At 40.0% G+C, this 15939-nt stretch carries 13 protein-coding genes; 4 read left to right on the top strand and 9 right to left on the bottom strand.

Going from position 1 to position 15939, the window contains the following annotated elements; genetic code table 11:
* Position 1 precedes the first annotated feature (1 nt).
* On the bottom strand, positions 2-1393 hold the full coding sequence (locus QSH13_RS10125) for a uracil-xanthine permease family protein (RefSeq protein ID WP_286039086.1): 1392 nt from the start codon (positions 1391-1393) through the stop codon (positions 2-4).
* 241 nt (positions 1394-1634) lie between these two features.
* Between QSH13_RS10125 and gltS the strand changes: the two genes are divergently transcribed.
* Entirely contained in the window at positions 1635-2852 is a 1218-nt protein-coding gene (gltS, locus tag QSH13_RS10130) for a sodium/glutamate symporter (RefSeq protein ID WP_109395900.1), read from the top strand.
* Between the two features lie 160 nt (positions 2853-3012).
* Here gltS and recG read toward each other — a convergent pair whose 3' ends face one another.
* The 6 genes from recG to QSH13_RS10160 all read right to left on the bottom strand — a co-directional run bounded on the left by recG (position 3013) and on the right by QSH13_RS10160 (position 9862).
* Positions 3013-5100 carry an ATP-dependent DNA helicase RecG gene (recG, locus tag QSH13_RS10135; protein ID WP_286039085.1) on the bottom strand — a complete coding sequence of 696 codons (2088 nt, stop codon included), beginning with the start codon at positions 5098-5100 and terminating at the stop codon, positions 3013-3015.
* Positions 5101-5104: 4 nt separating this feature from the next.
* Positions 5105-5827, bottom strand: a complete 723-nt coding sequence (trmH, locus tag QSH13_RS10140; RefSeq protein WP_286039084.1) for a tRNA (guanosine(18)-2'-O)-methyltransferase TrmH — start codon at positions 5825-5827, stop codon at positions 5105-5107.
* A gap of 2 nt (positions 5828-5829) precedes the next feature.
* The gene (spoT, locus tag QSH13_RS10145; protein ID WP_109395897.1) at positions 5830-7956 is read right to left on the bottom strand and encodes a bifunctional GTP diphosphokinase/guanosine-3',5'-bis pyrophosphate 3'-pyrophosphohydrolase; all 2127 of its coding nucleotides are present in this window, start codon (positions 7954-7956) and stop codon (positions 5830-5832) included.
* 29 nt (positions 7957-7985) lie between these two features.
* On the bottom strand, positions 7986-8261 hold the full coding sequence (gene rpoZ, locus QSH13_RS10150) for a DNA-directed RNA polymerase subunit omega (protein ID WP_004246820.1): 276 nt from the start codon (positions 8259-8261) through the stop codon (positions 7986-7988).
* Between the two features lie 54 nt (positions 8262-8315).
* Positions 8316-8939, bottom strand: coding sequence for a guanylate kinase (gene gmk, locus QSH13_RS10155; RefSeq protein ID WP_109395896.1), 624 nt, complete (start codon positions 8937-8939; stop codon positions 8316-8318).
* 305 nt (positions 8940-9244) lie between these two features.
* Positions 9245-9862, bottom strand: coding sequence for a trimeric intracellular cation channel family protein (locus QSH13_RS10160; RefSeq protein ID WP_006534609.1), 618 nt, complete (start codon positions 9860-9862; stop codon positions 9245-9247).
* Between the two features lie 136 nt (positions 9863-9998).
* On the opposite strand from QSH13_RS10160, the gene QSH13_RS10165 reads away from it, so the two are divergent.
* From QSH13_RS10165 to QSH13_RS10175, 3 genes are all read left to right on the top strand, one after another.
* Entirely contained in the window at positions 9999-11285 is a 1287-nt protein-coding gene (locus QSH13_RS10165) for a YidR family protein (RefSeq protein ID WP_286039083.1), read from the top strand.
* A gap of 217 nt (positions 11286-11502) precedes the next feature.
* On the top strand, positions 11503-12390 hold the full coding sequence (locus QSH13_RS10170) for an endonuclease/exonuclease/phosphatase family protein (RefSeq protein WP_109406776.1): 888 nt from the start codon (positions 11503-11505) through the stop codon (positions 12388-12390).
* On the top strand, positions 12380-12820 hold the full coding sequence (locus tag QSH13_RS10175; protein ID WP_109395893.1) for a hypothetical protein: 441 nt from the start codon (positions 12380-12382) through the stop codon (positions 12818-12820). The genes QSH13_RS10170 and QSH13_RS10175 overlap by 11 nt, the downstream gene beginning before the upstream one ends.
* A 56-nt stretch (positions 12821-12876) precedes the next feature.
* Here the strand turns inward: QSH13_RS10175 and glyS are convergent, their stop codons facing one another.
* Complete coding sequence (gene glyS, locus QSH13_RS10180) at positions 12877-14949, bottom strand: glycine--tRNA ligase subunit beta (RefSeq protein ID WP_196543819.1); 2073 nt, start codon at positions 14947-14949, stop codon at positions 12877-12879.
* A 9-nt stretch (positions 14950-14958) separates the two neighbouring features.
* A complete protein-coding gene (glyQ, locus tag QSH13_RS10185; protein ID WP_109395891.1) occupies positions 14959-15864 on the bottom strand; it encodes a glycine--tRNA ligase subunit alpha in 906 nt (301 codons plus the stop codon).
* Positions 15865-15939 lie beyond the last annotated feature (75 nt).

A 15939-nucleotide genomic window follows, 5' to 3' on the forward strand; every position in this document is an offset into this window, starting at 1 on the left:
ATTATTTTTCTGGTGGAAAAACTAGGTTTAAGATGATGGCTGTTAAACCACCAGCAGCAATACCTGAGGAAAGCAATGTTTTTAGCCAATCAGGTGCAAACTGCAATATTTGAGGTTGCTGTGAAACGCCTAGTCCTACCGCAAGTGAAATCGCAAGGATCATGATAGCTCGGCGGTTTAGCGCTTCTTTAGAAACAATGCGTACACCAGACGCAGCTATGGTACCGAACATGACTAATGTGGCTCCGCCCAATACAGGTTCAGGAATTCTTTGCACAAATTCTGCAACGAATGGAAATAAGCCTAAGATAATAAGCATTGCGGCAACAACATAACCTACATAGCGACTTGCAACGCCTGTTAATTGAATAACGCCATTATTTTGACCAAAACAAGAATTTGGGAAGGTATTGAAAAATGCCGAAACCATAGAGTTAATTCCATTAGCCAATACGCCCCCTTTAATCCGTTTCATATACAAAGGACCACTAACGGGTTGCTCTGAAACATCTGAAGTTGCCGTGATATCTCCAATAGTTTCTAGTGATGTGATCATAAACACCAGCATTAAAGGAATAAGTAAATGCCAATTAAATGACAGTCCATAATAAAACGGCTCAGGTATAGTCATAAAAGGCGTTTCTTGATGTTCTACTGGTGTGGGCAACATATCTAACGCCCAAGCAAGAACATAACCCACAGCCATGGCAATAACCAAAGACGCAACACGTAAATAAGGATTTTTTTGTCGATTAAGTAAAATAATAACAATAAGAACAGAGCCTGCTAATAACAGATTTTGTGGTGAACCAAAGGTGTTATTCTCAATGGCCGCATAACCACCACCAATAGAGGTTAATCCAACTTGAATTAAAGAGAGGCCGATTATCATCACTACGACACCTGAAACTAACGGTGTAATGATACGTCTTGCTAAGTGAAGAACACGAGAAAGGATGATTTCGGTTAATGAGGCGACCATTAATGTGCCAAAAAGGGCTGCCATCATTGTTGGAATATCGGCGCCACCATTTTTAAGTGCTAATCCCCCCATAATCAGTGGAGCAACAAAGTTAAAGCTTGTTCCTTGGATTGATAACAATCCTGAACCTATCGGTCCCCATGCCCGAATTTGAATAAGAGAGGCAATGCCTGATGCAAATAAAGACATGCTGATAATGCGTTGAGTATCGTGTGCAGGTAATCCTAATGCTTGGCAAATGAGGATAGCGGGTGTGATAACTGCGACAAACATCGCTAAAAGGTGTTGGCAAGCTGCAAAAAGTGTTTGTGGTAATGGCGGCTTTTCTTCTAAAGCAAAAAGAAGTTCGCTGTTTTTTTTAATTGAAGCATCACTATTTTTAGGCAAATTTTGATTTTCTGAAGTAACCATGGTGTGAATTTCTTATTCGGCAAAAACCGTATTTTAATGATCTGCGCCACAAAAGCAATCGTTTGCGTAAAAATGATGTTATCAAAATGCATAAGAGGCGCTCACATTTTTATATGTTTTAACTTGTGTTTGTCTCCGTTTTTTTTTCTAATCGGGGATACCTGCTTTTGGCGTTGTTTATGGATGAACTTAGCGTCGTAGTATTTTTATATAAAATTAACAAATAAGACGGGGTACATAAATGTATCATCTTGATGTTTATGGCACGCTGGTTGCGGCCACTTTGGTTCTCTTGATCGGACGTAAGTTAGTGAAATCTGTTCCTTTTTTAGAACGGTATACGATCCCAGAACCCGTTGCAGGTGGGCTACTTGTTGCAGTTCTGCTATTAGCATTTAAATCATTTATGGACTGGGAAGTCAGTTTTGACCTCTCACTTAAAGATCCATTAATGCTAGCCTTCTTTGCAACAATTGGTTTAAACGCGAACCTCGCAAGCTTAAAAGCGGGGGGAAAAGCGCTTTTTATTTTCGTCTTTGTTGTTGTTGGGTTATTGCTAGTGCAAAACACAGTCGGTATTGCATTGGCGGAAATGTTAGGTCTTGATCCTCTGATGGGATTATTGGCGGGCTCTATTACATTATCAGGTGGTCATGGTACAGGGGCAGCCTGGGGTAAAACGTTCGTTGAAAGTTATGGTTTTATGAGCGCATCTGAAGTCGCGATGGCGTGTGCTACCTTTGGTTTAGTTTTAGGTGGATTAATTGGTGGCCCAGTTGCCCGCTACTTAATCAAAAATATCCCAACACCGGGATTAGGCGCCGATGACCATGAAATGCCAACTGCGTTTGAGAAGCCGACAACAGGCCGAATGATCACTTCAATGGTTTTATTAGAAACGATTGCGATGATCTCTATCTGTTTAATGGCAGGTACGTTCCTTTCTCAGCTGTTAGAAGGTACGGCATTCTCACTACCGACCTTTGTGTGTGTTCTGTTTATTGGTGTTATTTTAAGTAATAGCCTTTCAATGCTTGGGTTCTACCGTGTTTTTGATAGAGCGGTGTCAGTCTTAGGTAACGTGAGTTTATCGTTATTCTTAGCGATGGCATTAATGAGCTTGAAATTATGGGAACTGGCCTCACTGGCGATACCAATGTTGGTTATCCTTGGTGTTCAAGCTGGTGTAATGGCACTTTATGCAATTTTTGTCACTTTCCGGGTCATGGGTAAAAACTACGATGCGGCGATTTTAGCAGCGGGTCATTGTGGTTTTGGTTTAGGTGCTACACCAACGGCGATTGCGAATATGCAAGCGGTAACAGACCGTTTTGGACCGTCTCATCTTGCATTCTTAGTTGTACCTATGGTCGGCGCATTCTTCATTGATATTGTGAATGCAATAGTGATTAAACTGTATCTGATGCTACCGTTTTTCACGCCTATCGTTGCAGGGTAGTTTAGTTGCTATAAATTAAAATAGCGTCAAAACGTCAAAGGACACCTCAATGTTGAATATCGATATTGAGGTGTTTTTCTATGTGGTGTTAACTTACAGATATTTCAAAATCACTCACAGGCGTGTTTAAACGCACGCTAAGCCATACAATAGAGTAACCTTAAGCTTGGCTGTATTGTGTTTTGGCTGGTAGCCAGCGTTCGATTAAGGCTTGAGAATGCTTAGGATAGTGCTGATGTAGGTAACGAGCGATACGCTGAACTTCAGGAATAAGTCCTTGGTCACGTAATAAATCAGCGACTTTAAATTGTGCATTACCCGTTTGCTTAGTGCCTAAAAGCTCACCAGGGCCACGGATTTCGAGATCTTTTTGTGCAATCACAAAACCATCATTGCTATCTCTTAATACCTGCAATCGCAAACGTGCTGTTTGAGTGAGGGGGGTTTTATATAACAAGACACAATGCGAGGCGATAGCGCCTCGGCCAACACGTCCACGTAGTTGATGTAACTGTGCTAGCCCCAGTCGTTCTGGATTATCAATGATCATTAAACTTGCATTAGGGACGTCAACGCCGACTTCAATCACTGTTGTTGCAACTAAAAGTTGGAGTTCATTTTCTTTAAAAGCGGCCATTACGGCCTGTTTCTCTGCGGGTTTCATTCGCCCATGTACCAATCCCACTTTAATTTCAGGGAGCGCAATTGTCAGCTCATCATAGATAACTTGGGCGGCTTGCGCTTCAAGAACATCAGAATCTTCAATTAAGGTACATACCCAATAGGCTTGTCGCTTTTCTTCTGTGCAAGCTAATCTAATGCGTTCAATAATGTCATTACGGCGAGTATCAGGGATAGCGACAGTGGTAACAGGTGTGCGTCCCGGTGGTAATTCGTCGATGATAGAGGTGTCCATATCAGCGTAGGCCGTCATCGCTAATGTTCGAGGAATAGGCGTTGCTGTCATCACTAATTGATGAGGATGAAAGCCTTGCTCTTCACCTTTTTTCCATAATGCGAGGCGTTGATGTACACCAAATCGGTGTTGTTCATCAATAATCACTAAGGCTAGAGAGTGGAATTTAACTTGTTCTTGGAAAATAGCGTGCGTTCCAATAATGATCGATACTTCACCATTCGCAATGGCATTTTGCTGTGTTTCGCGTGCTTTTCCTTTCTGTTTTCCAGCTAGCCAACCTACTTGGATACCAAAAGGCTCAAACCATTTTTTAAAGGTTAATGCATGTTGCTCTGCCAACAATTCTGTTGGGGCCATTAAAGCTACTTGCTTGCCATTAGCAATCGCACGCAATGCACTAAGTGCGGCAACTAAAGTCTTACCTGAACCAACATCTCCTTGGATCAATCGCATCATCGGATAGTCTTTTTCTAAATCTGTTTCTATCTCATTGACGACACGTTGCTGTGCATTCGTAGGGGTAAAAGGGAGCGATGCAAGAAATTGCTGACGTAATGTTGACGTATTTGGCATAAACAATGGCTCTGCTCGATAAGATTGTGCGCCAGCTCTTGCATTGAGCATACCTAAATTATGAGCCAGTAACTCTTCAATAATTAGCCTTTTTTGTGCGGGGTGCTGTCCTTTTTCAAGCTCTGCAAAAGCGATATCAGGAGGAGGATTATGTAGTGTACGTAGCGCGGTGGCTAGTGGGGGCAAACCGTGAATAAATTGATCGGGTAATAATTCGTTAATTGCACAGGTATCAAGTAATTCTAACGCTTGCTCTATTAATTTACGTAGTGATGTTTGGCGTAAGCCTTCCGTTGTTGAATAGATGGGGGTGAGCGTTTCTTGCTGTTTAATTTCAGAGCCTGCAACTTTGATTTTGTATTCAGGGTGAATAATTTCTGGTCCGCGACTTCCCCGTTTAACTTCGCCGTATGCAGTGACTTGTTTACCTTGAGCAAGGTTGTTTTTCATTGCTGCTGTAAAGTTAAAAAAGCGAAGTGTTAAAATTCCAGAGCCGTCAGAAATTTGGCAGGTCATCATTTTGCGCCGACCAAAACTAACTTCTGTTCTTAATATTTCGCCAGAAACTGTGGCAGGAATACCGGGAAGGAGATCGCTGATAGCATAAAGATGCGTTTGATCTTCATAACGCAAAGGAAGGTGGAGTAATAAATCCTCAATAGTCACAAGCCCTATTTTTGCCAGCTTGTCTGCCTGACTTGCACCTACGCCGTGAAGAGTGGTTAAGGGGATTGCATCAAGCAGTTTTCCTTTCATGGGATCAATACTCCGTCTTTTTTAATTTCCTAAGTTGTTTTTGCGTCATTTGCATTTCTGCCCACCATGACTCAGGTGCTTCAATCTCACCGCTATCATTGATATATGGGCGAGGCAGTCCTTTTCGACGAGAAACTTCTGCCAATACTGGGTATCCGCCTTCAAAAAGAAGAATTTGTTGTTCTTCTTCTGTTAAGGCGCTCTCTGTTCGATTATACATACCCGCAGCCTGACGTTGGCGTTGTGCTTCATATAAAATTAGTGCACTGGCGACAGAAACATTTAGGGATTGTACCATTCCCATCATCGGCACAATGATATCTTGATCTGCAAGCGCGATAGCATCTTGTGAGATACCTGTTTTTTCTTGTCCCATAATAATACAAGTTGGGCGAGTGTAATCAATCTCACGGAAATCAACCGCTTTATCTGAGAGATGAGTCGCAAGAACTTGCATACCTTGGGCACGAAAGGCGCTAATTGCGTCTGTAATAGTAGGATGCGTTTCTACATTGACCCAACTGTTACTTCCTGCTGCTGGGGAGACTAACATCCGCATTTTTTCTTCAGGCCAAATAGCATGAATTTTAGGGATCCCTACAGCATCAGCCGTTCTTATAACGGCAGCAACATTATGGGATTTATGTACTTCTTCAAGACAAACGGTAAGATCAGGCTGCCGCATCGCCATCATTTGGCAGATGCGGGCATATCGAATTGAATTCATGACTAATTTTTATTACGGCTAACGCGCAGAACATCTGGCATGATACGAAGTTTACGCATGATATTGGCTAATTGAATTCGGTCTTTTGCTGTTAAGCGAATAAAAGCACAATACACGCGACCATCTTTCTCTTCTGTATTCATACTTTGAATACTTGAATTTGCATCATTAATAGCTGCGGTTAAGTTTGCTAAAGCACCTTGGTGGTTAATCATATCGACTTTAATTTCAGTAATGAAATCGCTGTTGATCTCTTTGTCCCACTCGACAGGCATGAATTTTTCAGGCTCTTTTTGGTAACCACGAATATTACGACAAGACTCATGGTGAATAACCAAACCTTTGCCCGGGCTAATATGTGCAACGATAGGATCTCCCGGAATAGGGCGACAACATTTAGCGAAGGAGATCAATACGCCATCAGCACCTTTAATTGGGAGTTTAGGGGGGGCATCATTGGTTGTTTCGGTTTGTGCGTTTTCATCTTGATTTTGGCTATCAATTAATAAATTACGCGCAACAACAACACTCATAGTATTACCTAAACCAATTTCAGCCATTAAGTCGTCGATTGAATGAAGCTTCATACGCTTCAACTCGCGCTCAATATTTTCAGCTGAAATATCAGCAAGCTTGTGCTCACCTAATGCGTGATTAAGTAAACGGCGACCTAAATTAATAGAGTCTTCACGTTTTAGGTTTTTCAGCAGTTGTCGAATTTTAGAGCGTGCTCTTGAACTGACGACAAAGTTTAGCCAAGCTGCATTTGGTCTTGCGCCTGGCGCGGTAATAATTTCAACCGTTTGTCCAGTGCGTAGTGATTGTGAAAGTGGGTAAGGTTGTCTATCAACCCTTGCTCCCACACAGGCATGGCCAATATCTGTGTGTACGGCATAAGCAAAATCGACAGGAGTAGCACCTGTAGGTAATTCAACAATGCGACCTTCGGGGGTGAAAACGTAAATTTCATCAGGAAAGAGATCGGATTTTACGTTCTCAATAAATTCAAATGAGCTACCCGCACTTTGTTGCAATTCAAGTAAACTTTGCATCCAGCGTTGAGCTCGAACTTGTGCCGTTGTGCCTGGTTGTTCACCTTGCTCTTTATAAGCCCAATGTGCAGCAACCCCCATTTCGGCCATTTGATCCATATCTTCTGTACGAATTTGCACTTCAACGGGTACTCCATGAGGACCAATTAGTGAAGTATGAAGAGATTGGTAGCCATTGGCTTTTGGGATTGCAATATAGTCTTTAACTCGACCAGGCCGTGGCTTATAAAGACTGTGCATTTGACCTAAAACGCGATAACAGGTATCGACTTCTTTCACGATAACGCGAAAGGCGTAAATATCCATGATCGAGTGAAAACGTTGCTCTTTTAACAACATTTTCCGATAGATAGAGTAAAGGTGTTTTTCGCGACCATTAACTTTGCATTCGATATGCGCTTCTGTCAGGCGACCTTCAATTTCAGAGAGGATTTTATTAATCATCTCTTTACGATTGCCTCGAGCAGCTTTAACGACTTCTTTGATTACACGGTAGCGATTAGGATGTAGCGCCTCGAAACCCAGCTCTTCAAGCTCTGTTTTGATATGGTGTATACCTAAACGATGTGCAAGAGGGCTGTAAATTTCGAGTGTTTCACGAGCAATACGGCGACGTTTATCTGGGCGTAATGATCCCAGAGTGCGCATATTGTGAGTTCGGTCTGCCAGCTTGATCAAAATGACGCGGATATCTTTTACCATCGCCATAATCATCTTACGGAAGTTTTCAGCCTGAGCCTCTTTTTTGTCTCTAAACTTCAATTTATCAAGTTTAGACACGCCTTCAACAAGATCGGCCACCGTACTACCAAACAGGTTTTCGATATCTTGGAAGGTTGCAGGTGTATCTTCGATAACATCATGCAACAGCGCCGCCATTAGCGTTTGGTGGTCTAATCGCATATCTGCAAGAATACACGCAACCGCAACAGGGTGAGTAATATAAGGCTCACCACTTGAACGAGTTTGTCCCTCGTGGGCATTTCGGGCGACGATAAAGGCTTTTTTAAGTTGTTCAACTTGCTCCGATGGCAAGTATTTTTGAACGATTTGATTCAGGCTTTCAAACAGGTACAAGGCAGACCTACCCCTATTTTATAAAACGATTAACGACGACCTTCCGCAATCGCTGAAACAGCTTGTAATTCTGCTGCTTCTTGCTCTTGCTGCTCTTGACGTTCACGAGCATCAAGAATTTTACCGTTAATCAGTCCTTCTTCAATTTCACGTAGCGCGATAACAGTCATTTTATCATTTTCTTCTGGAACTAAAGGGTCTTTAGCGCCAACTTGTAACTGACGCGCACGACGTGCTGCGACCAGAACGAGGTCAAAACGGTTACCAATTTTCTCTACAGCGTCTTGAACGGTTACGCGTGCCATATTTGTGTTACTCCACCATTAACGAAATGACTGGGCATAATACTGAAAGTTAACTCAGTCTGCCAATAATTTGCTGATTAAATCACCATGTCGTAGCGTTTGACGATCAAGGCGTAATTTTTCAGAACGAATAATTGATTGTAAATCAGCAAGCGCGGTATTGAAATCATCATTAATCAGCAAATAATCATACTCATTAAAATGTTCCATTTCCGATACAGCTTGTGACATACGTTTTGTAATCACTTCTTCGCTATCTTGCCCTCGTCCACGAAGTCGGCGATAAAGCTCTTCTTTTGACGGTGGCAAAATAAAAATACTGCGAGCTTCTGGCATCGCTTTACGCACTTGCTGTGCGCCTTGCCAGTCGATATCTAAAAAGACATCGACACCACTGGCTAAAATTTCTTTGATAACTTTGCCGGATGTTCCGTAATAGTTACCAAAAACACAAGCATGTTCGAGGAAATCCCCACTCTCTATCATACTTTTAAATTCTTCTTCAGTAACAAAGAAGTAATGTTCACCATGGTTCTCTCCCGGTCGCATTGGGCGGGTTGTATGAGAGACAGAAACCTGCGTGTCATATAAAGGCTGTGTTTTTAACAGCGCTTGAATAAGACTTGATTTACCCGCACCGCTTGGAGCGGAAACAATATAAAGTGTTCCTTGGATCATGATGACTTTCTGAATTTGACTGGAGAATTAAGTATAAATACATGTTTAGGGAGCAAATCCCCCATATAGTATACACATACAATGAATGACATACAGCGCCCATGTTTAATACAGGGCCATTTTTTTCTTATTACATTCTATTTTCTTAATATAGAAACAAGAGAAAAATTAAACTATGTCAATATTAACATACAATTAAAGGCTCAGTGATAGGAATTACCTTTTATCACAATAGTGAAAAGAGATTATATTTTGAGATACCCCACAGAATCAAAAAGAACCGCTGTCGTTAAAATAGCGATTCGTTAATCTTGATTCTCGTAATTAAAGACAGGTAAGCCCAATTTATAACGAATAGCGAGAAGTCGAGCTGTTAACCCAGCAATTAGGGTAATGATGATAATGACGTCTCTTGGTAACGGTGTGTAAAACAGTAATCCCATATAAAGCCACGCAGCACCAAAAGCGATACCGGCATAAATTTCTTTTTGGAATACGAGAGGAATGGTATTACAAAGCATATCTCTTAATACACCACCAAAGGCACCTGTAATCACTGCGGCAATAGCAGCAATAATTGGGCCATACTCCATATCGAGTGCGATTTGTGCACCGATAATAGAGAAAACCATTAGACCAATGGCATCTAAGATAAGAAAGAGTCGCTGTAAGTGTTTCATCATCGGAGCAACCCACATGGTGATAACAGCAGCACATGCAACAGTGACGATATATTCAGGGTGTTTTACCCAGCCCAGCGGGTAATGGCCGAGTAGAATGTCCCTGACAGAGCCACCACCAATGGCAGTTGCAGAGGCGATAATAATAACGCCAAAAACATCCATTTTACGACGACCAGCAGCAAGTGCACCGGTCATGGCTTCTGCAGTAATACCAATAATATAGAGAACACTAAGTAACATGATTTTCTAATTTTTTGACTATTTAGTGAGGGTAGAATAATTACCTTGCGAAAAAGTCTCGACTGAATTTTTTTAGTGCCAGGTAAAATTAATTAGTTTTTATAATGTGGAAATTTATTTCCCGATAAGGATAAATATGTCTTTTCAGGAACACCAGATTACGTTTGATAGCCGTCATCATCAGCTAACTAATATAAATGTTTGGACGCCAGATAGCCAGTGGTTAGTCTATGATGTACGTCCCAATGGAGGATCTTTTACAGGTCTAACCATAGAAAAAATTCATGCGAAAACAAAACAGCAACAGATCATTTACACCGCGACACAAGGAGCGCATGCAGGTGTTGTGACAGTAAGCCCAACAGAGCCTGTGCGTTACGCTTTTATTCATGGACCAGAAAATCCAGATAATGAATGGCATTATGACTTTCATCATCGACGAGGTGTGATTGTTGATGAGTCAGAAAACAACCGTGCATTTAATATTGATGCTTGTTCACTGACATCACCTTATCAAGCTGGTGCATTACGTGGTGGTACGCATGTTCATGTATTTAGTCCTGACGGCACACGTTTAAGTTTTACTTACAATGATCATATTATGCATGAACTTGGTGGCGAATATGATCAACGTAATGTCGCTGTTGCTGTGCCACTGAAAGCGGTTAACGTTGCTAAAAAACACCCACGTGAATATGACGGTGAATATTTTTGCACTGTAATAAGCCAAACCGTCGCTCATCCACAAAAGGGGAGCGATGAAATTAATAAAGCTTATGAAGAGTGTTGGATTGGTACTCAGGGTTATATTAAGGCGGATGGTTCACAACAACGTTGGGCTATTGCATTTATTGGCGATACCGTGAGTGAAACGGGTGATAAAGTTTCTGAAATTTTTTTAGTGGATTTACCGGATGATAATCAGGCTTTCAGTATTGAAGGTGATAAACCACTGGCAGGAACTGAAACAACAATGCCAGCAGTGGCTAAAGGCATCCATCAAATTCGCCTAACGAATACCACGAATAGAAAATATGCAGGTGTTTTAAATCAGCCTCGTCACTGGTTAAGAAGCTCGCCACAAGGCGATGCGATTGCTTTTTTAATGAAAGATGATCATGGTATTGTGCAGTTATATACCGTTTCGCCCACCACGAAAGAAATAAAGCAAGTCACCGCGCAGGATTGGGATATTCAGTCAGCGTTTACGTGGAGCAGTAACGGACAATATCTCACCTTTATTTGTGATAATAGTGTGATGTTATGTAATGTGAAAACGGGTGAGTTAACTCGACTAACAGAAAAAACAGCACAAGCACCAAGTAGTGATGCTGTCGTATTCTCTCCTGATGACCAATATATTGCCTTTATGCGTGATGTTGATGGTTATCGTCAGATATTTACAGTAGAGACAGGGTTGTAAAAATTTACAATATATTGAAAAGGTATCTTAAATAATAAGATACCTTCATATTTAATAAAAAACTAATAATTTAAATATGAATTAAAATATTTATTTGTTTTGATTTATTTTATTGTTTTTTCTATTTTTATTTATTGTGCTAAGTTAATAAACTTTAGTGAGATAATAACTAGTAATATTTAAAAGTAATTTATTATTAATGGAATGATATATAAAAATGGAATTGAATTTATGCTGGTGGAATATGGGATTATCGCCACCAATAAGATCAAATAAGAAAATAAATATAGAAGATATTGGGTTAGCAAAACAATACCTTGGCAAAATGATAAAAAAAAGAGCACTGGATATAGTTGCACTTTGTGAGATTTCTAAAAAAGAAAACCTAGATTTTAAACAATTAGCCTGTGAATTAAATATGGAATATATTGATTTATCAGGAAGAATAGGACGTATATTTATTGATATATCTTTAATGTATAAGATGAGTAAGTTAGAGTTTATCTCAAGTAAATTTTTAACTAAGCTTCAACCTGATAATAGAACAATAAGAGTAGGTGTAAGTGTTGTATTTAAAGAGATTGAAAATCAAAAAATAATCACATTCTTTTTATCTCACTGGCCATCAGTACTCAGTGCTGATGATAAAATCAGACGTATAGCAGCCCAAGAGTTGAGGAATAGTATTGATAAGCTATTTGAAAATCAAGGGAAAGATGCTCAAATTATTTGTATGGGAGATTATAATACAGAACCTTATTCTGATTCGATGATTAATACATTATATGCAACGAGAGATTACCACATAATAAAAAAGAAAAGAGAGTTATTATTTAATCCATTTTGGTATCTTTTGTCTGATAAGAAAACAAATAATTTAGGTACGTATTATTATAATTCAGCTTCAATGAGTCGATGGTATGTTTTTGATCAAATGATCTTCTCTTCATCATTTTTATATGGGAGAGAAGACTGCTTTAAGTTAGATCTCGAGCAGATTGATTTTTATCGGATACTAAATGATGACAATCACTGCCTTGATGATGTTTTCTTTAAAAAGTTTGATCATTATCCAATATTTTGTAGGATTTCACATGAACGATGAAAATAATTTTTTTGAAAAGATAAAGGCTTCATTGGATAGGGCATCATCTATCATTGATATAAAAAAACAAATAGAAAATAAAATAAGCATAGTTATAGAAAAACTAGAAATGATCACTAATAATAAAATTAAAATCTTATTTAAAGATAATCATCATTACTGTCCTAAATTTATTAATAGTGAAAGGCTTATTTATATCGATAAAGTAAATGTAAGTGATGAGTCTGGATTTATACTATTTGGTTATAGTTTTAGTAAAATAAATGGGTTTCCTATTGAAATAGAAACTGAAATTGAATCTTTTCATGCAAAAGATATTGATGATTTATTACATATTATTGTGAATATCATTGATAGAGAATCGATAAGAATTATGGAGCTTGTTCATCATCCTCTCAAAGATAACTCAAGTAAAAATAATGATATTTGATAAAAAAACCGGCATTGCTTTCACAATGCCGGTTTACGCTTTCTGAGCTTTACAACTTATTGTAAAACAGAAATATCTGCGACTTTTAAGAACAGTTCGCGTAATTGACTTAACATGGTTAAACGGTTGATACGAACTGCATCGTCTTTATCCATCACCATGACTTTATCAAAGAAGTTATTGACTACATCACGTAATGAAGCCAGTTCAACTAAAGCTTCTTGGTATTTACGCTCTGCAAATAATGGGGCTAATTTATCTTGTAAAACAGAAAGATTAGCCGCTAACTGAACTTCTTCTGGCGCTTTTAAGACAGAAGCTAAAACCGTGTCATTTAGTTTTACATCAGCTGATTTGGCTAAGATATTAGAAACACGTTTATTGGCTTCTGCTAATGCAGAGGCTTCTTCTAATGTACGGAAATAAGTGACTGCTTTAACGCGCGCATTGAAGTCAGCAGGTTGTGTTGGACGACGTGCTAATACTGCTTGAATAGTATCAATACTGTAGCCTAGTTCTTGATACCAAGAACGGAAACGGCCTAACATAAATTCAACCACATCACTGACGACATTTTTATTCGTCAGTTTGTCACCGTAAAGGCGAACCGCTTCTTGTGTCAGATCTGCAATATCTAACGGTAAATCTTGCTCAACGATAATACGTAAAACACCCAATGATGCACGACGTAGAGCAAATGGGTCTTTATCCCCTTTAGGATGTTGACCAATACCGAAAATACCCGCAAGTGTATCCATCTTTTCTGCAATAGCGAGCGCACTAGCGACAGGATTAGACGGTAATTCATCACCCGCAAAACGAGGCTGATATTGTTCTTTCAATGCAACGGCGACTTCTTCGGCTTCACCATCATGACGAGCATAATGCATACCCATAACACCTTGGGTATCTGTGAATTCAAACACCATATTGGTCATTAAGTCACATTTTGACAGTAAGCCTGCACGGGTTGCTTTATTAACATCCGCACCCATTTTGCCCGCAATAAAGCCGGCTAATGCTTGAATACGGTCTGTTTTGTCTCGCAGTGTACCTAAATCTTTTTGGAATAATACGGTTTCAAGGCGTGGTAAGTTATCTTCTAAACGTTGTTTACGGTCAGTTTTAAAGAAGAACTCAGCATCCGCTAAACGAGGGCGTACTACTTTTTCGTTACCGTTAATGATCTGTTGTGGATCAGAAGATTCAATATTAGTGACGAAAATAAAATTAGGTAATAAATTGCCCTGCTTGTCATAAACAGGGAAGTATTTTTGGTCACCTTTCATGGTATAAACCAGTGCTTCAGCAGGCACTTCAAGGAATTTTTCCTCAAATTTTGCTGTTAACACAACCGGCCATTCAACCAGTGAAGTGACTTCTTCAACTAAGCTATCACTTAAATCTGCAATACCGCCAAGTTTTTCAGCTGCAAGACGAGCATCATGAAGAATAATTGATTTACGCGTTTCGTAATCAGCAATCACTTTTCCGCGCTCATAAAGAATTTCAGGATACTGATCCGCATTATCGATAGTGAATTCAGCTTCACCCATAAAGCGGTGACCACGAATAACGCGATCGCTTTGGATACCTAAAATTTCACCATCAATAACAGTATCACCTAATAATAAAGTGACAGTATGAACAGGGCGTACAAAGTGAGTTTCTTTATCGCCCCAGCGCATTAATTTTGGAATAGGTAATTTTGATAATGCACTATTTACCATGCCAATCAGTAATTGATTAACCGCTTCACCTTTTACTTCTGCACGATAAAATAACCATTCACCTTTATCGGTTGATAAGCGCTCTGCTTGGTCAACAGTAATACCATTACCTCTTGCCCAGCCTTCAGCTGCTTTTGTTGGTTTGCCATCAGCGTCAAATGCTTGAGCAATCGCAGGACCACGTTTTTCAATAGTTCTATCTGCTTGTGATTTTGCCATATTCGCCACTTTAAGGGCTAAACGGCGAGGAGCTGCAAACCAAGATACATCACCATGGGTGATATTTGCGTTATCCAGCTCAGTAGTAAAATTAGCAGCAAAAGATTCGGCTAAAGAACGAAGCGCTTTCGGCGGTAATTCTTCTGTGCCGATTTCCACGAGGAAAGTCTCAGTTGTCATGATAGCCTCTTACTTTTTACACATAGGGAAACCAAGCGCTTCACGAGAAGCATAATATGCTTCAGCAACCGCTTTGGTTAAAGTACGGATACGTAAAATATAACGCTGACGCTCTGTCACAGAGATAGCTTTACGTGCATCCAATAAGTTAAAGGTGTGTCCTGCTTTTAAAATACGTTCATAGGCAGGTAAAGGCAGAGGTTTTTCTAACTCTAACAACTCACGAGCTTCTTTTTCATATTGCTCAAAGCAAGAGAATAAGAAGTCTACATCTGCGTATTCAAAGTTATAAGTTGATTGTTCAACTTCGTTTTGATGATAGATATCGCCATAGGTGGTTTTGCCTAATGGGCCATCACACCAAACTAAGTCATAAACGCTATCAACACCTTGAATATACATGGCAAGACGTTCTAAGCCGTAAGTGATTTCACCTGTAACTGGTTTGCACTCTAATCCACCTACTTGTTGGAAATAGGTAAACTGCGTCACTTCCATGCCGTTGAGCCAAACTTCCCAGCCTAAGCCCCAAGCACCTAGAGTTGGGTTTTCCCAGTTATCTTCCACAAAACGAATATCGTGGACTGTAGGGTCTAAACCTAACTCTCTTAATGAGCCAAGATAAAGCTCCTGAATATTATCAGGCGATGGTTTAATGATAACTTGGAATTGGTAATAGTGCTGTAAGCGGTTAGGGTTTTCACCGTAACGTCCGTCTGTTGGACGACGTGAAGGTTGTACATAAGCCGCAGCGATAGGCTCTGGACCTAATGCTCGTAAACAAGTCATTGGATGTGATGTGCCTGCGCCCACTTCCATATCTAATGGTTGGACAATGGTGCAGCCCTGGCGAGCCCAGTAATCCTGCAGTGTCAGGATAAGACCTTGAAAGGTTTTGGTATCAAACTTTTGCATGTTATATCCGCATGGCGATACATAGAATAAAAAGAAAGGTTTCAGTATACCTTCTAGACGAAAGATATACAGCAA

The sequence above is a fragment of the Proteus faecis genome (genome assembly GCF_030286765.1).
GTDB classification, from domain to species: domain Bacteria; phylum Pseudomonadota; class Gammaproteobacteria; order Enterobacterales; family Enterobacteriaceae; genus Proteus; species Proteus faecis.